We start from the raw sequence: 21,311 nt of genomic DNA on the forward strand, positions 1-21,311 counted from the left end.
TTGCTTTTGATTTTGATCTGTTGCCCCTTTCCCAGAGGCCGAACGCAGGCGTTGCGCAGGGGGCACCGCGGCAAGGATGCCGCGGTAGCCGCCCCCGGCCATGGATGGCCGATGGCGGCGGGCCCCCGGAGCAATGCCGGAGTGAGGGCATGCCGAGCCTAGGCGAGGCACCGAATGGAGGGGCAAAGCCTTTTGCTTACTTTTCGGCGTTTGGAAAAGTGAGTCGCTGTAAAAGCGAAACCGTAATCAGCCATCACCGCAGAAACGGATATGTCCCCCCCGCGCCTAAGTGAACAGCATTACCCGCATTTACGAGGCGCTTTCTTGCAGTGGCGATCAGTTGCGCTCAGCTCATCGAACAGCATCCACCAGCGTAGATTCATCAATCTGGCCAATCGAGGTCACCCCGGTCAAGGTCATGGCGACGCGCATTTCCTTGGCGAAGATATCCAGCATATTCTCCACCCCGCGTTGACCATCGGCGGCCAGTGCATAAGCCATGGAACGCCCCAGCAATACGCCTTTTGCGCCCAGCGCCAACATCCGTACGACATCAAGTCCCGAGCGGATTCCCGAGTCGACCAGCACCGTCAAATCATTACCGATGGCTTGCATGATCGGCGGCAATGCTTTGGTTGTGGAGAGCACGCCGTCCAGCTGTCTACCACCGTGGTTCGACACGACAATGCCGTCCGCGCCAAAGCTGACCGCGTCTCTGGCATCCTGAGGATCGAGAATGCCTTTGATGATCATCGGGCCTTTCCAGAACTCACGAATCCACTCCAGATCACTCCAGCTGATCGAAGGGTCGAAGTTATTGGCCAGCCAGCCCATGTAGTCTTCGAGGGTTACGGCTTTGCCGAGGTACTTTGAAATATTGCCCAGGTCGTGAGGACGCCCCATGACGCCGACGTTGAATGCCCAGTCGGGTTTGGTCATGACCTGAAGCATTCGCCGCGATGATGCAAAAGGGCCTGACATGCCCGAGTGTGCGTCCCGGTATCGGGCACCGGGCGTGGGCATGTCTACGGTAAATACCAGGTTTTTCACACCGGCGGCCTTCGCCCGCTCCAGTGCATTTTTCATGAAGCCTCTGTCCTTCAACACATACAGCTGAAACCAGATGGACTGTTGGCTTTGTGCCGAGACTTCCTCGATCGAACACACCGAAACCGTTGATAGACAAAGCGGGATGCCTTTATTTTCCGCCGCTTTGACCGCCTGCACTTCACCACGGCGGGCGAACATGCCCGTCAGGCCGACCGGCGCCAATATGATCGGCATTGAAAGTGGTTGGTCGAAGAGGGTGGTTTCAAGGCTCAGGGTTTCGACGTTTTTCAGAATGCGCTGACGCAGGCTGATGCCGGTCAGATCAGCGCTGTTGGCCCTCAGCGTGTGCTCTGCATAAGCCCCACCATCAATGTAATCAAACAAAAAACGTGGGAGTTTGCGACGTGCTGCCTCGCGATAGTCAGATGCGGATGAAATGATCATGGTGCCTCGGTCTGGTGAGTGGCGGGGCGATGGTTGCGTCGAGCGTAGAGTCAGATTAACGAAAACGCCCCGCATTGCGGGGCGTTTTTTTGCTCGTGCTGTCAGTTGGTATCCAGATCCACGTTCTTGGTTTCACGCAAACAGATCATGCCCACCACCAGGCTCACCCCGGTAATCAGCACCGGGTACCACAACCCGTAGAAGATGTCCCCGGTGTACACCACCAAGGCAAACGACACCGTTGGCAGGAAACCGCCGAACCAGCCATTACCGATGTGGTACGGCAGGGACATTGAGGTGTAGCGGATGCGGGTCGGGAACAGTTCGACCATCAACGCTGCCAGCGGGCCGTAGCACATGGCGGAGATGATGATCAGCGCGACCATCAGCGCCACGATCATCGGTTTGTTGACCAGCTGGGTGTCGGCTTTTGACGGATACCCAGCCAGGGTCACGGCGCCACGCAGGGCCGCTTCATCGTAGCCTTCGAGTTTCACTTCACCGACGCTGACCTGCACGGCGCTGCCGGCAGGTAGAGCTTCGCTGTTGTAGGGAAGGCCCTGTTTCACCAGGAAGGTTTTGACCTTGTCGCAAGGGCTATCAAATTTCGCCTTGCCCACCGGGTCGAACTGGAAGGTGCAGGTGGCCGGGTCCGCCAGTACGGTGATCGGTGCCTGACGGCTGGCCTGGTCGATGGCCGGGTTGGCGTAGTGGGCGATGGACTTGAAGATCGGGAAGTACAGTGCAGTCGCCAGCAGCAGGCCGATCATCAGCACCGGTTTGCGCCCGACTTTGTCCGACAGCCAGCCGAAGAAAATGAAGAACGGCGCGCCGATGATCACGCTGACGATCAACAGACTGTTGGCCAGGGCCGGGTCCATTTTCAGGAACTGGGTGAGGAAGAACAGCACGTAGAACTGCGCCGCGTAAAAGGTCACGGCTTGCCCGGCGTTGATGCTGAACAGGGCGATCAGGACGACTTTCAGGTTTTCCCATTTGCCGAAGGAATCGCGCAGCGGCGATTTGCAGAGCTTGCCTTCTTCTTTCATTTTCACGAACGCTGGCGACTCGTGCAGGCTCATGCGAATCCAGGTCGAGATGCCCAGCAGAATGATCGAAAACAGAAACGGAATCCGCCAGCCCCAGACCTCGAACTGGTCGCCGGTAAAGTAGCGGCAACCGAGCACCACCAATAGCGACAGCAGCAACCCGAGGGTCGCGGTGGACTGAATCCAGCTGGTGTGGAAGCCGCGTTTACCCATTGGTGCGTGTTCTGCGACATACGTGGCAGCGCCGCCGTATTCACCACCCAGGGCCAGGCCCTGAAGCATGCGCAGCACCACGAGGATGATCGGCGCAGCAATGCCGATACTCGAGTAGGTCGGTAGCAGCCCGACGCAGAAGGTCGCCAGGCCCATGAGGACGATGGTCGCAAGGAACGTGTATTTACGCCCGATCATGTCCCCCAACCGGCCGAACAGCAAGGCGCCGAACGGCCGCACGATGAAGCCGGCAGCGAAGGCCATCAGCGCAAAGATGAACGCCGTGGTGTCATTGACCCCGGCGAAAAACTGTTTGCTGATCACCGCCGCTAGGGCGCCATAGAGGAAAAAGTCGTACCACTCGAAGACCGTCCCGAGCGACGAGGCGAAGATGACTTTCTGGGTTTCCTGGCTGGTGCCCGCGCTGCGTACGGCTTCCAGGGGCTGAACATGTTCTGACATATCGGTATCCCTCACAGTGATTGTTTTTTTTGTTCCACTGGTGTTGCGTGTTCCTTGCAGGGTTAAAGCTCAATGTCCGTGAATCAAATACAAATCCCCTGTGGGAGCGGGCTTGCTCCGGGCGGCGTTCCGACGAAAGCGTTGGGTCAGTCGACCTCTATGTTGAATGTAATGCCGCCTTCGCGAGCAAGCCCGCTCCCACAGGGGGTAGGTCTACGGTCGAAGGGTTAAGGATCAGCTGTGCAGCTTTTTCGGCAATCATCAGCGTAGGCGAACAGGTGTTGCCCGAGGTGATGCGCGGCATGATCGAGGCGTCGGCGATGCGCAGGCCCGGGATGCCATGGACTTTGAGTTGCGCATCAACCACCGCGTCCGCATCGTTGCCCATGCGGCAGGTGCCGACCGGATGGAAGATGGTGGTGCCGATGCGGGCGGCGGCTTCGTGCAATTGTTCTTCACTCTGCAAGCTGTCGCCGGGCAAGTACTCGACCGGTTTGAATGCTTGCAGGGCCGGTGCGGCGACGATGCGGCGGGTCAGGCGAATGGCATCCGCTGCCACCCGCAAGTCTTCCGGATGGCTCAAGTAGTTGGGCTGAATCAGTGGCGCTTCCTGCGGATCGGTGGAGCGGATCTCGACGCGACCACGGCTTTGCGGGCGCAGATCGCACACAGACGCCGTGAAGGCGGGGAAGGCGTGCAATGGCTCACCGAAACGTTCCAGTGACAGCGGCTGAACGTGGTACTCGAGATTCGCCGATGTCTGCTCCGGCCCCGAACGGGCGAAGGCCCCGAGTTGGCTCGGCGCCATGGACAGCGGGCCGCTGCGGTCATACAGGTAACGCAGGCCCATGCCCATCTTGCCCCACAGGCTGCCGGCGATCTGGTTAAGGGTGCGGGCGTTTTCCAGTTTGTAGATCAGGCGCAGTTGCAGGTGATCCTGCAGATTGCCACCCACGCCGGGCAGTTCATGGGCAACGCCGATTCCCAATCGTTGCAGCAGCGGGCGAGGGCCGATTCCGGAACGTTGCAGGATGCTCGGTGAGCCGACGGAACCGGCGCACAGCACAATCTCTTTGCGCGCCTTGAAGGTTTTCGCCTGACCCTGCCAACGCGCGCTGACCGCTGACGCACGGCCGTTTTCCAGCAGCACTCGATCCACTTCGACGTCGGTCAGCACGGTGAGATTGGGCCGATGGCGGATCGGTTTGATAAATGCCTTGGAGGCGTTCCAGCGAATTCCGGCCTTTTGATTGACCTGGAAGTAGCCGCAGCCTTCGTTGTCGCCCTGGTTGAAGTCATCGATGCTGGCGATGCCGCTTTGCTCGGCGGCGCTGCGGAAGGCATCGAGAATCGGCCATGACAGCCGCTGACGTTCGATCCGCCATTCCCCGGCGGCACCGTGAAATTCCGAGTCGCCGGCAAAGTGGTTTTCGCTCTTTTTGAACAATGGCAACACGTCTTGCCAGCTCCAGCCGGGATTGCCCTTGGCCGCCCAGCCGTCATAGTCGCCGGCCTGCCCGCGCATGTAGATCATGCCGTTGATCGAGGAACAGCCGCCGAGCACTTTGCCACGTGGGTAACTCAGGGTGCGGCCTTGCAGGCCGGGTTGTGCTTCGGTCTTGAAGCACCAGTCGGTGCGCGGGTTGCCGATGCAGAACAGGTAACCCACGGGGATGTGAATCCACGCATAGTTATCGCGGCCGCCGGCTTCGAGCAGCAACACCCGATTCTGCGGGTCGGCCGACAATCGATTGGCCAGCAAACAACCGGCCGGGCCGGCACCGACCACGATGTAGTCGTATTCATCCAGGGAAGTCTGCATCCGTGACCTCGTATTGTTGTTCTTGTTGTCGGTCATCCTAGTTGTTAGCTTTCGTCAAAAGAATGTTAGTTTTTGCGCAGCCGCTGTGCGTTTTTAAACAGCCCCACCTCAAGGACGGTTCATGTTCGACTGGAATGACCTGCGGTTTTTTCTCGAGTTGCAGCGCAGCGGGCGTCTGCTCACCGCTGCCCGCCGTTTGAACACCACCCACGCCACCGTGGCCCGGCACATCGAGGCCATCGAAAAGAGCCTCGGTACTGCGCTGTTTGTTCAGCACGCCCAGGGTTATGAGCTGACCCCGGCCGGTGAAGCGCTGCTCAAACATGCTGAAGCGATGGAAAACGTCGCGCTGCTGGCGCAGGAAGAAATCACTCAGTCCACGGCGCCGCTGGGCAAGATCCGCGTTGGCGTGACCGAAGGGTTGGGCATCATGTTTCTCGCCAGCCGCATGAACGGCCTGTTTGAACGCTATCCGGGATTGGAAGTGGAACTGGTGGCGGTGCCGCGCTTTGTCAGCATTCTCAACCGTGAAGCCGAGATCAGCATCCACCTCGAACGCCCGGCGGCCGACATGCTGGTCACCCGCAAACTGACTGACTATCGATTGGCGCTGTACGCCAGCCAGGAGTATCTCGACCGTTCGCCACCGCTGCGCAGCCGCGAAGATCTCGGTCGTCATGCGTGGATTGGCTACGTCGACGACTTGCTGTTCAGCCAGGAACTGATGTTCCTCAACAGCTTCTGCCGCAATCCGCAGGTGGTGTTCCACAGCACCAGCGTCATCGCCCAGCAACAGGCTGCGCGCTCAGGCCTGGGGATCGCCGTGCTGCCGTGCTACATGGCCAGCACCGATCCCGGCCTGGTGCCGTTGTTGCCGGATGAGAGTATTCAGCGCAGCTACTGGATCAGCACGCGGCGTGAGCTGCACAAATCCGTACGGCTGCGGGTGATGTGGGATTACGTGGTGGGGTTGTGTGAGGCGGAGCAGGGGTTGTTGCTGGGATAAGGTTTGTCGTCCAGTCTATTGGATGACGACAAGGAGCGTTATCCGACACTCCGTCGCGATAAAGGGAGCTTGCAGCATGACCGACGACACAAAAACAAAAGGCCCGGCGTCGTACTTCCCGTCAATCGAGAAAAAGTACGGGCAGCCAATCAGCCACTGGTTGGATCTGCTGGGAACAGTGAGCGGCAAGAAGCACATGGAAATGGTGGCGTGGCTGAAGACTGAACACGGTATGGGGCATGGCCATGCGAATGCGTTGGTTGCGCATTATTTGGCGAGCGCTAAAACGTGAGCCACCTGTAAGCGGCTCGCAACGTGGCATGGCTATGGGAATACTCGGTGGAGTTGTCCCCCTGTAGGAGCAAAGCTTGCTCGCGATGGCGTCAGGTCTGGCATACCGCGTCTTCGTTCATCGCGAGCAAGCTTTGCTCCTACAGGGGAGCGTGTTTCAAGGGAGGATTTTGAATGAGGTGCTGGCCAGGCGCTCGCCGTTCACCAGAATGTGCACGGCGTGCTCGCCTGCGTAATGCCGGCGGGTGGTGAGTTCCTTGATCTGCTGGCTACGGGCGATGGATTCGGTCGCCTTGCCGGGAAGCGTCAGCGCCTTGAGCTTGAATACCTTCGCCGACGTGCTGCCGTTGGCTTTGACGTAATCGATCGCGTAGTCGATCACCAGTCGCTGACTGTCCTGGACCGTGGATTTCACGGCGAAGGACAGGGTGATTTTTTCACCCAGACGAATCACCGCTGGTTCGACTTTCACACCGATGATCTCGACCTCAGGCTTGCCGCCCGCGCCAATGATCGCCAACGCGCGTTGGTTGCCCTGTTTGATCAGGCTGCGCAGCGCGTGTTTGGCGATCCACGCAGTGTGTTTGTTGTCCAGCGACCATCCTTCGATCAGGTTCAGCACCCATTCGGGATGATCCTTGGTGATGTCATTGAGGTGGTTGGCCACGGACTTGCGCACGTAAAGGCTGTTGTCGGCCTTGAGGTTGTCGAGGATGGCGGCCGCTAAAGTCGGATCGGCCTGCACTTGCTCCAGACGAAACGACCACGGCAGGCGCGGTCGACTGCCTTCGCTGGCCAGGCGGCGGACATGTTCGTTTTCGTCCAGGGACCAATCGTGCATGACCGCCAGTGAGCGTTCGATGTCGTTGCGCAGGAAATGGCGGATTGCGAATTCCGAGGAACCGAAGGTGGTGAAGTATTTCAGCGCCTCCATGGATTGTTCGAAGGCATGTCCGCCGTAGGTCGCGACGTAATGCGGTAATGAAATGCTGACGAAGCCGCTGTTCAGCCGCGGAGCGAGGGCGCGCAGCACCTCAAGCGTCTCCTCGTAACTCAATGGCAGCACCGCGTGTAGGCATTCGCTGACCCGGGCCATGCGCTGCATGATTGATAACTCGGCAAGCCCGTCATTGGCCAGTTTCAGGAAGGCCTTGGCGTTGAACGCGGGGTAGACCGCGGTCATCTCGGTGGCGATGTGCTTGAGGCGGTCGGCGTTGAAGATTTCTTTCAGGGCGGGGGCGGGTTTGTCATCAGCCATTGTCGATTCCTTATGTCGATCGTTCCCACGCTCTGCGTGGGAATGCATCCTGTGACGCTCTGCGTCACGACTTGCGAAGGGACGCGGAGCGTCCCGGGCGGCATTCCCACGCAGAGCGTGGGAACGATCAGTTACGCCTTGCCTGATTCTTCTTCCAACTGATCCGACTCAAACAATCTCGCCAGTTCCACCCGGGCCTCCTGCGCCGTCTGCAATACCTTCGCCGCATCGTCATAAATCGCGTGCTGGGCCTCCAGCACTTGCTCGTCGTGATGCTTGAAACGCTTGATCCGCGCATCGGCCTGGGCCTGGGTCAAACCCAGGCCGACCAGGGTGCGTCGGCTCATTTCCAGACTCGAATAATAGGTTTCCCGAATGGCCTCGGCGCCAAGGTCCACCAGTCGATGCACATGCTGACGGTTACGGGCCCGGGCGATGATTTTGATGTGCGGATAGAGTTTGTGCACCAGTTCGGCGGTCTTGATGTTGGTGTCCGGGTCGTCGGTGGCGATGACAAAGTATTCCGCCTGCTCGACCTTGGCCGCACTGAGGATCTCCGGGCGCATCGGGTCGCCATAGAACACCGGCACGCCGCCAAAACTGCGGGACAGTTCGATGGTTTCCACCGAGGTGTCGAGGGCGACGAACTTGATGTTCTGCGCGCGCAAAATCCGCGCAACGATCTGCCCCATACGGCCCATGCCGGCGATCACCACGCGTGGCGTGTCGGTATCGATCTCGCGGAATTTCTCCGGCACCACCACCGGTTGAACCTTGGGGCTGACCAGTCGAGCGCACAACAGCAACAGCAGCGGCGTCACCGCCATGGACAACGTGATGGTCAGCACCAGCAAGTCGTACAGGCGCGGCTCGAACAGTCCCTGGTCGCGGCCGATCTTGAACACCACAAACGCAAATTCACCTCCGGCCGCGAGCACGATGCCGAGGCGAATCGCACTGACCTTGCCCAGACCACCCGCCAGCCGACCGACAACAAACAGCAGCGGCAGCTTGATTGCGATCAGCAACAGGGTCAGGCCCAGCACCGTAATCGGCGCGCTCAGGAGCAGACTCAGATTGGCGCCCATGCCGACACTGATGAAAAACAGCCCCAGCAGCAATCCCTTGAACGGTTCGATTTGCGCTTCCAGTTCGTGACGGTATTCGGAGTCCGCCAGCAGCAACCCGGCGAGGAACGCCCCCAATGCCATGGACACGCCGACCAGGTCCATCAACCACGCTGTGCCGATCACCACCAGCAACGCGGTGGCGGTGGAGACTTCCGGCAAACCGGTCTTGGCCACCACCCGGAACACTGGGCGCAGCAGATACCGCCCACCGATCACCACCACCGCGATGCTGCCCAGCACGCGCAAGCCGTGATTGAGGCCTTCGCCAGCGCCGCTGCTGTGATCGCCGCCCGCCAGCAACGGCACCATGGCGATCAACGGGATAGCGGCGATGTCCTGGAACAACAGAATCGCGAACGCCAAGCGCCCGTGGGGGCTGGTCAGTTCCTTGCGCTCGGCCAGGCTTTGCAAACCGAACGCGGTGGACGACAGCGCCAGGCCCAGGCCCAGCACGATCGCGCTGTTCAACGGTTGGCCGAACACGAACAACGCCAGCACACCAATCACCGAGCCCGTCAGCAGCACTTGCGCCAGGCCGACGCCGAACACCGATTTGCGCATCACCCACAAACGTCGCGGCGACAGTTCAAGGCCAATGATGAACAGCAGCAACACCACCCCGAGTTCGGAAATGTGGCTGACGCTTTGCGGATTGCCAATCAAGCCCAGCACCGACGGGCCGATGATTACGCCGGCAAACAGATAACCCAGCACCGCCCCCAGTTGCAGGCGCTTGGCCAAGGGAACGGTGAGCACGGCCGCGAACAGAAACACGACAGCGGCTTGCAACAGGTTGCCTTCATGGGGCATAGCGAAACTCCAGGGACTCGGTACGGCGGGGCGGTAAGGATAAAGGCTTGAGAAGAATGCGTCATGCCAATGCAATCGTAATAATCACAGCACTAAGGAATGATTCAGCGCCAGCTGATGATTACTAACGGGACGATTATTGATATCACGCCAGTGGAGCGTTAGGCCGCAAGCAACAATTGGCCATGGAAGGCTGATTGAAATTGCACACCGTTCCGGTAAAGATCGGCGTCGATTTTGTTGGCTGGATGTCAGGAGCGACTCATTGGAAAAGAAACCTCTTTACCGCAAGGTCAATACCCGCACTTGGGGTGTCCGGTGTAACGAAATCACGGGGCATTACCGGCATCAGCGCAATACCAAGACTGAAATTCAAAACGATGCGCTCCGGGGATCGATGCATGGAACTCGTCGGCACGGGTTCGACTACACGCCGTTGTTTCGGTTTCTGCTATCCCGAGTCGGTGGGCAATGGGATGAGGTTTTCAGCGAAGCGGTGGCTCGCCTCGATCGGCCTGAACCAGTGTTCTGGATGGTGGCTCTGCATGAAAACGAAAGGCAGGAGCAGGTGCGATTGGGGGAGTCGAGCTACTTCAGTGGCTTGTATGTCGATGATCAAGGGTGTCTGCGGATCGTCAATCCCGAGCTGACGGCCGAGCGAATGACACCTAAGTGTTATTGCTGCACCCACACTTTCAACGGCATTCCTTTCGGCCAGCGCAAGGACTGAACGGGTCAATCAACCCGGCTATGGCTCATCGATTGTTCACCCAGCCGATACTGATTATTCCCACTGCGCTTCGCCTCATACATCGCCAGATCCGCAATATGAATCAACCGGTCCATGCTCGGCGCATGGTCCGGGAACACCGCGACCCCCAGGCTGGTGCCGATGTGGCGTTGATCATTACCGATGGTCACCGGTGGCGACAGTTCGACGAAGATTTTCTGGCAGATGCTGCGGGCTTCGTCTTGCAGGCTGTTGCCCTGGGGCAGGCCTTGGAGGATGACCACAAATTCGTCGCCACCGATCCGGGCGACGGTATCGGTTGAACGCAGGATTTTCTTCAGCCGTGTGGCGGTGGTGATCAGTACCCGATCGCCGGCGGCATGGCCGTAATGGTCGTTGATTGCCTTGAAACCATTGAGATCGACAAATACCAGCGCAACCCTCGTGGCGCTGATGCGCGCCTGTTCCAGTGCTTCGGACAGACGCTCCTCGAGCACCAGGCGATTGGGCAGACCGGTCAGCGGGTCGAAGTGGGCCAGGTGTTGCAGGTAACTGGCGGAGGCTTTTTCCTCGGTGATATCGCGTACCACGCCCATCATTTTGATCGTTGCGTCGTGGTCATTCTTGACCACATTGCCGGTTTCCCGAAGCCAGCGGATCGTGCCGTCGGGCCAGACCACCCGATATTCCTCGTCATGGTTGTCGCCGGTTTCCAGGCAACGCAATTCCCCGGCCCGGACCCTGGCCCGATCGTCGGGGTGAACACATGAGCAAAACAGGGCGTAGGAGGGCGTTACTTCGTCGATCTTGAAGCCAAACATGCCGTAGATCGCGTCCGACCAGTAGAGCTTGTCGGTGTCGACATCCCAGTCCCACGTGCCGATGCGGGCGAAGTACTGGCTGCGCTTGAAGCGTTCGGCATCGCCGTCCTGACGGATGTTTTGTCCGTCAGTCAGGCTGGTGATCAGCACGCGATACTCGGCCAGCTGCTTTTGCAGCGAGCGCTCGCGACAAATCAACGCGACGATCAGGGCTAGCATCGTTGAGCCGATGGCGGCGCTGGTCCAGTCCACATTCATTCAGGTTTCGCCATCGTGGCGTATCAGCCGTATCGGGAGAGGTGTGCCTATGTTAGTTCACACGGCCCTCGATCATCAGCCTCTATTACGAGGGGCGCCAAACTCAAAGCAGTTCACCTTTGTCCCACAGATGCACCAATTCCCCTGGCGCCTGATCTTCAGGCACCTTCATCACCATCCGGTCGTCCTGTTCGCCGCTGCGGTAGCGCACTTCGATTTGATAGAAGCGCTGATCGCCCCGGCCGGCGGATGAACTCGTCATAAGCAGGCAACCCTCGAGCAACGAGCAGATGCGGGTGCGTTGGTCGGCATTGCATTGGGCGAATTCGATCTCTCGGGGGCGGGTCAAGGTGTGGATTGCCGCAATGCCGCCCTGGCGGGAGACACAGACCACCGCGTTATCGTCCAGTGTTGGCAAGGTTTTCATGGTTCCTCCAGCGTCAGGTTGACGCCCACTTCAGACCAGCCGTGTCGCACCGCCTCGACTTCCTTCGCCCCAAACTCTTGTCGGGCATGCTCGACGGTCAGTTGCGCGAAGGCACTGAATGTCGCTTCGCTACTCAGGCGTTTGTCGCACAACGTGTCGTACCAGATGCGGCCGGTTCTTTCCCAGGCAAAGCCGCCCAGCGCCATCGCGGCCAGATAAAACGCCCGATTGGGGATGCCCGAATTGATGTGCACCCCTCCATTGTCTTCCCGGGTGATGACGAACTTGCGCATGTGATCCGGTTGCGGGTCCTTGCCAAGCAACGGGTCGTCATAGGCCGTGCCCGGATGGGCCATCGAGCGTAAACCGATGCCTTTGATGCCCGGTGCCAGCAGGTCCGCACCGATCAGCCAGTCAGCCTCTTCGGCGGTCTGGCCCAGTACATGTTGTTTGATCAGTACCCCGAAAACGTCCGAAATCGATTCATTCAATGCCCCGGACTGGTTGGCATAGACCAGACCGGCTTCGCTTTCGATCACGCCATGCGTCAACTCGTGACCGATCACATCCAGAGAACGGGTGAAGCGTTCGAAGATTTCGCCATCGCCGTCACCGAACACCATTTGCGCGCCATTCCAGAACGCGTTCTCGTAATCCAGGCCGTAATGCACGCTGCCGATCAGGGCAAAACCCTTGTTGTCGATGGAGTCCCGACCCAGCACCTTCCAGAAGAAATCATAGCTGGCACCCATTGCGTCGTAGGCCTCGTCGACCGCCGGATCGCCGGTTGCCGCCTGACCTTCAAGCCGCACAGGCATACCCGGCAGAAGCATTTTCCCTTGCGCGTCATGAATGCTGCGTTGCGCCAGGCCGGGGCGGCCGGGCAGCGGCAGGATCGCTTTGGCGGGTGGTCGCGATGGCGGGCCAGGATTGTGCCGCAGACGGCGGACATGGATCAGCGTGGTCTGGGCGCTGGCGCGCTGACGGTCGGAACCGTGGGCGATAATACGGTTGAGGATGTAGGGCGGGATGAAACTGTACAGCGGTGATGAGTCGTTCATCAGAGCATCCTTTCCTGAATACGAAGTCGTTATTCATGTGAACCGGATGACGGTCTTTCGGTTCCGTGGATTGCCTTGCGCGCCGGTTTCTGCGAAAACCTCCGTCCGCGCCCCAATCACTGGGCGACAGTGAACGAGTAGGAATCATGAACGACGAGTTGCAAATCATTGACCTTGAGCCGGGCGACGGCAAAGCCGCCGTCAAAGGCGCGCTGATTACCACCCAATACCGCGGCTGGCTGGAAGACGGGACTGAATTCGATTCTTCCTACAGCCGGGGTAAACCTTTCCAGTGCGTGATTGGCACCGGTCGGGTGATCAAGGGTTGGGATCAGGGGATTATGGGGATGCAGGTTGGCGGCAAGCGCAAGTTGCTGGTGCCGGCGCATCTGGCCTACGGTGAACGGACCATGGGCAAGATCACGCCGAACTCGAATTTGATTTTCGAGATTGAGTTGCTGGAAGTGCTGACGCGCGATGACTAACCGCTAGGCCTGAAAGGTCTCCCGGTAGGCATAAAGCCCCGGTGTTCCACCGGTCATCACGAACAGCACGTTGTCCCCAGAACGATAACGTCCTTGCCTGAGATCGGCCAACAGCCCAGCGAACGCTTTGCCGGAGTACACCGGGTCGATCAACAGGCCTTCGGCGCGAGCCATCAGGCGCACTGCTTCCTGCATGGCTGGCGTCGGCAGACCGTAACCGTCGCCCAACTGACTGCCGTCGATGGCGATCTCTTCAGCCTGCACAATGGCGCTACTGCCCAACAGCGCCAGTGCGTCCTGGGTCAATTGCCGGGTTCTGACCGCTGACGTGTCTCGATCGGACAAAACCGAGTACGACTTGACGATCGAGGTGCCGCGGCCCAGCAATTGGAAGCCCGCCGCGAGCCCTGCGTGGGTGCCGGCGCTGCCGTTGGGCACCACGACTTGATTGAAGGTGAGGCCGAGTTCCGTCTCCTGTTGCGCGATCTCTGCTGCGCAGCGCGCATAACCGAGACTGCCCAGAGGCGTTGAGCCACCGGTGGGAATCACCAGCACGTTGTGTCCCGAATCCCGAAGTTGCGTGGCCCGTGTTTCGGCCACGGCGAGTGAGTCGCTGCCCCCGGCAAGCACCTGTAGCTGTGCGCCGAACAATTGGTCGAGCAAAACGTTGCCGTTGAGTTCGTAATCTACATCGGCTTTGGGTACCGCGCGGGTCAGGATCAGTTCACAGGCAAGGCCCAGGCGAGCACAGACCGCCGCGGTCAGGCGCGCGTGGTTGGACTGAATGCCGCCCACGGTGATCACCGTGTCGACTCCGGCCGCCAGCGCTGCGCCGATATGGAATTCGAGTTTGCGCAGTTTGTTACCGCCACCGCCAATCAGCATATGATCGTCGCGCTTGAGAAACAGGCCGATTCCCTGCGACTTCAAGCCCAGCAGCTGTTCGAGGCGTTCGGCGCGCTGAATGGGCGTGGGGCCTTGCAGAAGGTCTGCCCGCGCAAAAGAACTGAGTGACGTGTCCAGTAGGGTTTGCATCAATGGAGCCTCGTTGTTCACTTTAATTAAGTGACTCTAGGGAGAAAGCCCTTCGTGATAAACGCATTGCCGGTTATTACTCCTTTAACCTGATGTACTTAATCAAGCGTTCCGTTTCCTCCCTTCACAAGGCATGGTCATGAGCAAACTCAGGCAAATGGAAGTTTTCGTCGCCGTGGTCGAGGCGGGCAGCTTCGCCGATGCGGCCAGTGACGTCGGGATGTCGGCAGTCATGGTTGGACGGCATATCCAGAGCCTGGAGAAAACCCTCAACACCCAGCTCATTCAACGCACCACCCGACGGCAATCCATCACCGGGGAAGGGCGGTTGTTTTATGAAGAAGCCAAGCGGGCACTGGAGCAGGTGAAGTACGCATTCAGCCGGGTGGAGGCGTCGAACCCGGAGCCCAGCGGCCTGTTGCGAATCACCGCGCCGATGACCCTCGGCGTGGCATTGGTCGGTCCTCTGGTGTCCGAGTTCATGCAGTGTTATCCGCAGATCCAGGTCGAGCTGATTCTGAGCAACGAAGTGGTGGACCTGTACGAGACGTCATTCGATCTGGCGTTCAGGATCTCCGAACTGATCGGCGTGAACCTGCTGGCCAAGCCATTGCCACCGTATCGAATGGTGATCTGCGCATCGCCCCGGTATCTGAAAAAATGGCAGGAACCCCAATCCCCCGAAGACCTGCACCGACACAGAATCCTCACCCACACGTCCTGGAACAATCGGTTTGCCTGGCCTTTGCAAAACGGCGTCAGCGAGGTTCCCTGGCCCGAAGGAGCGGTGCTGAAAAGCAATGACGGCCAAGTGCTGCTGCAAGCGGCGGTGGCCGGTGAAGGGATATTGATGCAGCCTGATTTCCTGGTGTCGGCAGCCTTGGCCAACGGCGAACTCGTGCGGATCCTCGACGCCTATGCTCCGCCGCCCAAGCCGGTACAGATGGTTTATCCACGCTCGCGCAAATCACTGCCCAAGTTGAAAGCCTTTATCGAATTTGTTGCGCAGCGACTGGCGTGAGCGTTGCGGATGCGGATTTTTCAGCAGGGATTCGATAGGCTACGGCGCATCAAAAACCAACGCCTTTGCGTGGGAGGGCGCGTGTCGCCAATCAACGAATACGCAGCTGCTGTTCAACTGCTGGACGAAGCTTACCGGCGCTGGACCGGCCAAAGCCTGCCATCCCCTGAGTCGCTGACCGGACCTGAGCGCTTGCACTGGTTGCACGCGCACGCGCCTTACAGCCTGTTGGCTCATGGCACCGAAGCCGATCCGTGCTTCTTCTATGCCAACGAACAAACGCTGGCCTGTTTCAAATACCCTCGCTCGCAATTCCTCGGCATGCCGTCACGGTTCAGCGCTTCGCCACTGGACCGAGCCATGCGCCAGACGTTGCTGGAGCAGGTCACGGCCAATGGGATTGCTCATGGCTACAGCGGGTATCGGGTGGATCGGGATGGCAATGCCTTCATGATTCACGAAGGCAAAGTCTGGACGCTGATCGATCAGCACGGTGAGCACCGGGGGCAGGCGGCACTGTTCTGGCCGGATGCGGAGCGTGTTGGTCACGTAGAGATATGATCGTTCCCACGCTCTACGTGGGAATGCAGCCAGGGACGCTCCGCGTCCCAAGAGCGGACGCAGAGCGTCCGGTGAGGCATTCCCACGCAGAGCGTGGGAACGATCAGTTGACACGGTCTTACGGCAAATCGTTAAACAGCGGAATACGCCCGTTCAGCGAAGGTCGGTAGCGCCAGGTCAGGCGATCCAAAGCAGGTTTCATCGCCAGAATTTCCTTCAACGTAGCGCTGGCAATGCTTAGGGCCAATGCCTGTCCCGGGCATTGATGCCGCCCCGCACCAAAGGTGAAGCTGCGTCGTTCTGGACGATAAAGAAGAAAGACGTCGGGATGGTTATTGAGCTGTGGATCGCGATTGGCCGAGGCCAGCAGCACCAGAATCACATCGCCTGAATTGAGGCTTACCCCGTCGATTTCACAAGGCGCAGCGACAAACCGGCGAGTGTTTTGCACCGACGGATCGAAGCGCTGAACCTCAGCGATCAAGTCGTCCACGGGTGTCGATTCGCTGTGCAGCGACGGGATTCGAATCAACGCCACCAGCGCATTGCCGATCAGCCCGGCGGTGGCTTCATAGGTCTGGGAGAACAACCCGATCAGGTTGGCGATCAACGTTTCAGAGTCGCCAGAGGTTGCCGCGAAGCGCTGGCGGATCCCGGCGAGCAGGGCGCTCTGATTGTTCGGGTCATCCAGCAGCTCAACGAAATATCCGCTCAAGTGTTCCGCCGCAACGTGCGCTGCATCCCGTTGCGCCTGATCGCCAAGGGGCGACAGGCACGCGACGAAGTCTCCGGTCAGTTCGCTGATAGCCCGGCCCTGAGCCGGAGAGAACCCCAGCAATGCAGCCACCACGCACACCGGCCCTCGGAACATCGCCTTGTACAACCCATCGGCGCCCGGAGTGATCAGGCGAGCGCGGACCAGCGCATTGACTTCATCTGCATCAATCAACGCCAACCCCGGTTGAATCGCCGACCTTGGGCAACGCTGCCGTTCGCCCTCATTCATCCGCATTAACTGACCAAAGATCTTGCCGGCCATCCCGCCAACGATCGCCTTGGGCACTGGTTCGTGGGAAGGCCGGACATGACAGTCAGGGTGCGCCAGCACGGCCGCAACGGCTCGGGCGCTACTCGCCACCCACACATTCAGTCCTTGGTGAAAAACCAGCCCGCCCTCCGCGCGCAGTTGCGCGTAATAGGGATAAGGATCGGCATGAGTCGCAGCGATGATCGGGTCCATGGGTCGCAGCCTTGTTCGTGGTTGGAAAAGTGTTGCTACTATCTCCAGTCCGAAAGGGCCTTGATTCGTCCGGGAGCGAAATATGAACGTAGAACAGCACGACATCGGCGTCTCTCAGGTGGCGGCCGCGATCGCGGAACCGGCCCGGACGAAAATCCTCTGTTCGCTGATGGACGGCCACGCCCGCACCAGCACTGAGTTGGCGGCGATTGCCGAAGTCAGCGCCTCCACCGCCAGCGCGCACCTGGCCAAACTCAAGGATTTGGCGCTGGTGCGGCTGCATGTGCAGGGCCGACATCGCTATTACAGCCTGACGGACAAGCGCGTCGCCCAAGCGCTGGAAGCGTTGATGGTGATCGGCCAGAACGCCGCGCCGACCTTCAATTCGCGGACCCCGGATCGCCTGCAATTCGCCCGCACCTGCTACGACCACATGGCCGGCACGTTGGCGGTGCTGCTGCATGACCGGATGATCGAAGCGGGGTGGCTGCTGGAAACCGATGAACAGGTCTATCAGCTGAGCGACAGCGGTGAGGCGTTGTTTGAAGGATTGGGTATTGAGGTCAAGGACCTGAGTACGTTGCGCCGCCGCTTCGCCTGCCCATGTCTGGACTGGAGCATGCGCCGGCCGCATCTGGGCGGTTCGTTGGGGGCGGCGTTGTTGCAAACGGCGATCAAGCGAAAATGGGTGACTCAGGACCTGGACAGCCGCGCGCTGGCGTTGACGGCGACGGGGCGAAAGGAACTCAGCAGTCGGTTCGCTGTTGAACTGCCGATTCAGGTATCGACAGCACAACCCGCTTCCACCGAGACCAGACGCCGAGCGATCGCCAGCTCTGCGCCTTAGCGACTGGCCGAGGCCATCAGCACGCCGAAACCGGCGAAGGTCACGCCCGAGACTTTCGCCGCCAGCCAGGAACCCTTCGGGCTGGATAACCAGCCTTTGGCGGCATTGGCGAGCAAGGCATAGCTGCCATGCACCAGAATCACCAGTGCGCCGTAGGAGGCCACCAACTTGAAGAACTGGGTGGAGAAGTGCGCGGAGGTGTCGATGAATTGCGGGAACACCGCCAGAAAGAAAAACACTGCTTTGGGGTTCAAAAACTGGATCGAAGCCGCTTCAAGGAAACGGTAGCCCGGGCTTGAGGGGCGCGTTTCAAGCAGCGTGTTGATACCAGCCGAGCGCCAGCTTTTGTAACCCAGGTACAACAAATAGGCGGCCCCTGCGTATTTCAACGCGGTAAAGGCGTTGGCGGAGGTGCTGAGGATCAGGCCGACACTGGTGGCGCTGATGGCGGCGACGATAAACGCCCCCGACGCGATCCCCAGAATGCCCGGCACGGCCCCCGTCCAGCCGTGGCGAGCTGCGTTAGACAGGGTCAGGAGCACGCCAGGCCCCGGACTCAAAATGGTCAGGGTGGCAAACAGTAGAAAAAGTCCGTAGCTGTTCATGTCTTGCTCCGTCAGGTGGCGCTGGCTGCGTGCGGGCAGATTGGCGTGGCGACGTGGGTGTGACAAACGCTTTAATTGCGGTGCATATGTGACTAAATTAGACGCATGACAAATCCACTACCGCCGCTTAATGCTGTTCGCGCCTTCGCCGTTGCTGCTCGTCATCAGAGTTTCAGCCTGGCGGCCGAAGAGCTGCATGTCAGTCACAGTGCCGTCAGCCGGCATATCAAATTGCTTGAAGAGCACCTGGGTGTGCTGCTGTTCGAGCGGCGTGTCCGTCAATCGGTGCTGACGCCGGCCGGTCAGCGCTTTTATGAGCAGGTCAGTGCCGGGCTGGCGCAGATCGCCAACGCCGCGGCTGAACTCAAGCAACATGCCTCGCTGCCGACCGTGAAGATCAATGTCCGTCCATCCTTTGCGATGCTTTGGCTAGCACCCAGGCTGGTGGATTTCATTGCGCAGCACCCGGACATCAAGCCGCAGGTGATCACCCAAACCCAGGCACCGGATCATGCACGCGACGGGTTCGACATCGTCATTCGCCGTGGTCGTGACGACTGGGCGCCGGCGATTGAGGCGCGAGCACTTTTCGAAGACGAACTGTTGCTGGTCGCGGCACCCTCGCTGATCGAGCGCCTGGCCCTTGAAGACATCGCGTCCCTGAGCCAGCACACGTTGCTGACCGCCAAGGCGCGTCGCGAAGATTGGCACAACTGGGCCCTGCATTTTGGTCAAGGCAAGTCAGCCACTCAGGTCACCCGGCAGTTTGACCACATGCACCTGGTGCTTGAGGCCGCCGTGGATGGACAGGGCATTGCCTTGTGCCCGACCTCTTTGCTGGGCACCCACCTCTCGAGCGGTCGCCTGATTTGCCCGTTGCCCGAGTTGCGGATGCCATTGCCGCGTTATTACTACGGTGTTGCGCCGGACGTGACGGTGCAGACACGGGTGTTTGTGGAGTGGTTGTTTGCCCGGATTGCTCAGGATGGGTTTCAAGGCATCTGACGAACCCAGGGCTCTAAACGACTCGAACCCTCAAACTTACTCTTATCGGTCTAGGGGCAAATCCGCTATCTATGGATACTCCTCGGCCACCTTCCTAACAGGTCATCGGCGCAGGGCCATATGGCCATGGAATCCAATAATTCTCATGAACTCAGACAAGCCTCCCCACTTGAGAGGTCGGCACTAGCATATAGTTTTCGCGCCAACAACTGCTTCAGTAGACAGGTATATGGTTTTTCGTGGCTTGTTAATGTCTGCACCCAGAGAGGGCAGCCTTAATGGCGAAGAACATAAATGTCGATGAGGGAGCAAGTGATGGGTGCAAGAAAGGGGTTTGATGAGTTCACCATAAAGTATGACGATATTCATCGGGCGTACTGGACCAATACACTAAGTGAAGACGACCTTAAGCATTGGCACGAAGAACGGCTTAACGCCGTGCTCCGACACGTCAAGAGCAAATCCGTTTTCTACGGCAAGCACTTTAAACATATCGATGTTGAAGGCGTCACGCTGGCAAATCTTTCTTCACTGCCTTTTACCACCAAGGACGATTTGAGAGAGTCCATGCTGGACATTTTGTCTGGCACGCTGGAAGACAGCATTTATTATTATGAAACCACCGGCACGACCGGCCCGGCGACGCCTTGCCCGCGAGATAAAAAAGAAAGTTACGCGAGTAACAAGCAACTCGCGATGGCCTATCAGGCGGTGTTGGAGAAACATTTCCCTACGGAGAAAACCGTTGTAGGCGTCATGGGGCCGACTGAGGTGCATTCGTTCGGTGACACCCTGGGTGATGTCTGTCATCAACTGGGTGTTTGTAACGCCAAAATCTGGCCACATTCCCCGGTCATTGGCTATCCCAAGACGCTCCAGTTGATGAAAGACTTGCGTATCGGCGTAGTCGCTTCGGCCCCAGGTCTGCTGCTGGCACTGGCCAAGGAGGCCGAGCGGCTGGGCCTCAACCCGCGCGAGGACTTTCATTTGCGCGCGTTCATGATGAGCGGTGAACTGTGTACGCCAGCCCTGAAGAACAACTTGTACAGCCTCTGGGGCTGTGAAGCGTACAACAGTCTATATGGCTCCCAGGAAGCAATGATCATTGCCGCTGCCAATACCAGCGACCAATTGATGCCTCATCGGCTCAATTACATCTTTGAGGTGTTGAACCCGCAAACGGGCGAAAGTCTGGGTGACAGCGGCGAGGGTGAGCTGTGTGTCACCATGCTGATCGACGGCGTGAAACCTTTGATTCGCTACCGTACGGGCGACCTGGTCTCCATTCAAAAAGCTCCGAAACAACCGATCGCCCTCGCGCAAGTGATGAAAGTGGTCGGGCGTGTCAAAGACGCCATGACCCTGAACGGCAACGCCTTCACGGCGGGCCAGATCGAGCAGGCGCTACTTGAAGGTGTCGAGCAATGCCTGGGGTATCAAATCGTTATCAACTGCGTGAACAGCAGGGATACGGTGATCGCCAAAATGGAAATGTCCAGGTTTTACCAAGGTGATCGCAGCCAATTGACGCTGCTGATTCGAGAGCGTGTGCGTGAGCGCCTAGGGGTGGAGGCGACCATCATGATGGTCGATGACCTTGATGACCACGTGAATCTGGGCAGTTGGTTCAGCTGGAAAGAAGCGCGAATTGTCGACCAGCGCAGCCGATAGTCGAGGGCC

20 protein-coding genes are annotated in these 21,311 nt (G+C 59.1%); 9 read left to right on the top strand and 11 right to left on the bottom strand.

The window, feature by feature from the left end:
* Positions 1-351 precede the first annotated feature (351 nt).
* The 3 genes from lldD to CKW16_RS09260 form a co-directional block, all read right to left on the bottom strand.
* A complete protein-coding gene (gene lldD / locus CKW16_RS09250; RefSeq protein WP_095128142.1) occupies positions 352-1,494 on the bottom strand; it encodes an FMN-dependent L-lactate dehydrogenase LldD in 1,143 nt (380 codons plus the stop codon).
* 101 nt (positions 1,495-1,595) lie between these two features.
* Complete coding sequence (locus tag CKW16_RS09255; protein ID WP_095128143.1) at positions 1,596-3,218, bottom strand: MFS transporter; 1,623 nt, start codon at positions 3,216-3,218, stop codon at positions 1,596-1,598.
* A gap of 157 nt (positions 3,219-3,375) precedes the next feature.
* Positions 3,376-5,040: a GMC family oxidoreductase gene (locus CKW16_RS09260; protein WP_095128144.1), complete on the bottom strand. Its 1,665-nt coding sequence runs from the start codon at positions 5,038-5,040 to the stop codon at positions 3,376-3,378.
* 121 nt (positions 5,041-5,161) lie between these two features.
* Between CKW16_RS09260 and CKW16_RS09265 the strand changes: the two genes are divergently transcribed.
* Together CKW16_RS09265 and CKW16_RS09270 are read left to right on the top strand one after the other, a co-directional pair.
* The gene (locus CKW16_RS09265) at positions 5,162-6,046 is read left to right on the top strand and encodes a LysR family transcriptional regulator (protein ID WP_095128145.1); all 885 of its coding nucleotides are present in this window, start codon (positions 5,162-5,164) and stop codon (positions 6,044-6,046) included.
* 76 nt (positions 6,047-6,122) lie between these two features.
* On the top strand, positions 6,123-6,338 hold the full coding sequence (locus CKW16_RS09270; protein ID WP_095128146.1) for a DUF4287 domain-containing protein: 216 nt from the start codon (positions 6,123-6,125) through the stop codon (positions 6,336-6,338).
* A gap of 156 nt (positions 6,339-6,494) precedes the next feature.
* Here the strand turns inward: CKW16_RS09270 and CKW16_RS09275 are convergent, their stop codons facing one another.
* Positions 6,495-7,595: a DNA alkylation repair protein gene (locus CKW16_RS09275; RefSeq protein ID WP_095128147.1), complete on the bottom strand. Its 1,101-nt coding sequence runs from the start codon at positions 7,593-7,595 to the stop codon at positions 6,495-6,497.
* A gap of 131 nt (positions 7,596-7,726) precedes the next feature.
* Positions 7,727-9,535, bottom strand: coding sequence for a monovalent cation:proton antiporter-2 (CPA2) family protein (locus CKW16_RS09280; RefSeq protein ID WP_095128148.1), 1,809 nt, complete (start codon positions 9,533-9,535; stop codon positions 7,727-7,729).
* A 265-nt stretch (positions 9,536-9,800) separates the two neighbouring features.
* Here CKW16_RS09280 and CKW16_RS09285 point away from each other — a divergent pair, with 265 nt between their 5' ends.
* On the top strand, positions 9,801-10,265 hold the full coding sequence (locus CKW16_RS09285; protein WP_095128149.1) for a hypothetical protein: 465 nt from the start codon (positions 9,801-9,803) through the stop codon (positions 10,263-10,265).
* Between the two features lie 5 nt (positions 10,266-10,270).
* On the opposite strand, the gene CKW16_RS09290 is transcribed toward CKW16_RS09285, so the two are convergent.
* The 3 genes from CKW16_RS09290 to CKW16_RS09300 all read right to left on the bottom strand — a co-directional run bounded on the left by CKW16_RS09290 (position 10,271) and on the right by CKW16_RS09300 (position 12,832).
* Entirely contained in the window at positions 10,271-11,344 is a 1,074-nt protein-coding gene (locus CKW16_RS09290; protein WP_095128150.1) for a sensor domain-containing diguanylate cyclase, read from the bottom strand.
* A gap of 103 nt (positions 11,345-11,447) precedes the next feature.
* Positions 11,448-11,771, bottom strand: a complete 324-nt coding sequence (locus CKW16_RS09295) for a protealysin inhibitor emfourin (RefSeq protein WP_095128151.1) — start codon at positions 11,769-11,771, stop codon at positions 11,448-11,450.
* Positions 11,768-12,832, bottom strand: a complete 1,065-nt coding sequence (locus tag CKW16_RS09300) for a M4 family metallopeptidase (RefSeq protein ID WP_095128152.1) — start codon at positions 12,830-12,832, stop codon at positions 11,768-11,770. The genes CKW16_RS09295 and CKW16_RS09300 overlap by 4 nt, the downstream gene beginning before the upstream one ends.
* Positions 12,833-12,978: 146 nt before the next feature.
* Between CKW16_RS09300 and CKW16_RS09305 the strand changes: the two genes are divergently transcribed.
* Positions 12,979-13,317 carry an FKBP-type peptidyl-prolyl cis-trans isomerase gene (locus CKW16_RS09305; protein ID WP_074875989.1) on the top strand — a complete coding sequence of 113 codons (339 nt, stop codon included), beginning with the start codon at positions 12,979-12,981 and terminating at the stop codon, positions 13,315-13,317.
* Positions 13,318-13,320: 3 nt separating this feature from the next.
* On the opposite strand, the gene CKW16_RS09310 is transcribed toward CKW16_RS09305, so the two are convergent.
* Positions 13,321-14,352 carry a D-cysteine desulfhydrase family protein gene (locus tag CKW16_RS09310; RefSeq protein ID WP_095128153.1) on the bottom strand — a complete coding sequence of 344 codons (1,032 nt, stop codon included), beginning with the start codon at positions 14,350-14,352 and terminating at the stop codon, positions 13,321-13,323.
* 139 nt (positions 14,353-14,491) lie between these two features.
* Here CKW16_RS09310 and CKW16_RS09315 point away from each other — a divergent pair, with 139 nt between their 5' ends.
* Both CKW16_RS09315 and CKW16_RS09320 read left to right on the top strand, forming a co-directional pair.
* The gene (locus CKW16_RS09315; RefSeq protein WP_095128154.1) at positions 14,492-15,373 is read left to right on the top strand and encodes a LysR substrate-binding domain-containing protein; all 882 of its coding nucleotides are present in this window, start codon (positions 14,492-14,494) and stop codon (positions 15,371-15,373) included.
* An 81-nt stretch (positions 15,374-15,454) separates the two neighbouring features.
* Positions 15,455-15,934 carry an MEKHLA domain-containing protein gene (locus CKW16_RS09320; protein ID WP_256580462.1) on the top strand — a complete coding sequence of 160 codons (480 nt, stop codon included), beginning with the start codon at positions 15,455-15,457 and terminating at the stop codon, positions 15,932-15,934.
* Between the two features lie 118 nt (positions 15,935-16,052).
* On the opposite strand, the gene CKW16_RS09325 is transcribed toward CKW16_RS09320, so the two are convergent.
* Positions 16,053-17,174 carry a cytochrome P450 gene (locus CKW16_RS09325; protein ID WP_095128156.1) on the bottom strand — a complete coding sequence of 374 codons (1,122 nt, stop codon included), beginning with the start codon at positions 17,172-17,174 and terminating at the stop codon, positions 16,053-16,055.
* A gap of 82 nt (positions 17,175-17,256) precedes the next feature.
* Here CKW16_RS09325 and CKW16_RS09330 point away from each other — a divergent pair, with 82 nt between their 5' ends.
* The gene (locus CKW16_RS09330; protein ID WP_095128157.1) at positions 17,257-18,021 is read left to right on the top strand and encodes a helix-turn-helix transcriptional regulator; all 765 of its coding nucleotides are present in this window, start codon (positions 17,257-17,259) and stop codon (positions 18,019-18,021) included.
* Here the strand turns inward: CKW16_RS09330 and CKW16_RS09335 are convergent.
* Positions 18,018-18,626, bottom strand: a complete 609-nt coding sequence (locus tag CKW16_RS09335; protein ID WP_095128158.1) for a LysE family translocator — start codon at positions 18,624-18,626, stop codon at positions 18,018-18,020. The two genes, CKW16_RS09330 and CKW16_RS09335, sit on opposite strands and share 4 nt — an antisense overlap.
* A 105-nt stretch (positions 18,627-18,731) precedes the next feature.
* Between CKW16_RS09335 and CKW16_RS09340 the strand changes: the two genes are divergently transcribed.
* Both CKW16_RS09340 and CKW16_RS09345 read left to right on the top strand, forming a co-directional pair.
* Positions 18,732-19,631, top strand: coding sequence for a LysR substrate-binding domain-containing protein (locus tag CKW16_RS09340; RefSeq protein WP_095128159.1), 900 nt, complete (start codon positions 18,732-18,734; stop codon positions 19,629-19,631).
* A gap of 315 nt (positions 19,632-19,946) precedes the next feature.
* Positions 19,947-21,302 (top strand): phenylacetate--CoA ligase family protein, encoded by a 1,356-nt coding sequence (locus CKW16_RS09345; protein WP_095128160.1) that lies wholly within the window; start codon positions 19,947-19,949, stop codon positions 21,300-21,302.
* Positions 21,303-21,311: the final 9 nt, after the last annotated feature.

The sequence above is a fragment of the Pseudomonas sp. Irchel s3h14 genome, from assembly GCF_900187425.1.
Taxonomy (GTDB): Bacteria; Pseudomonadota; Gammaproteobacteria; order Pseudomonadales; family Pseudomonadaceae; genus Aquipseudomonas.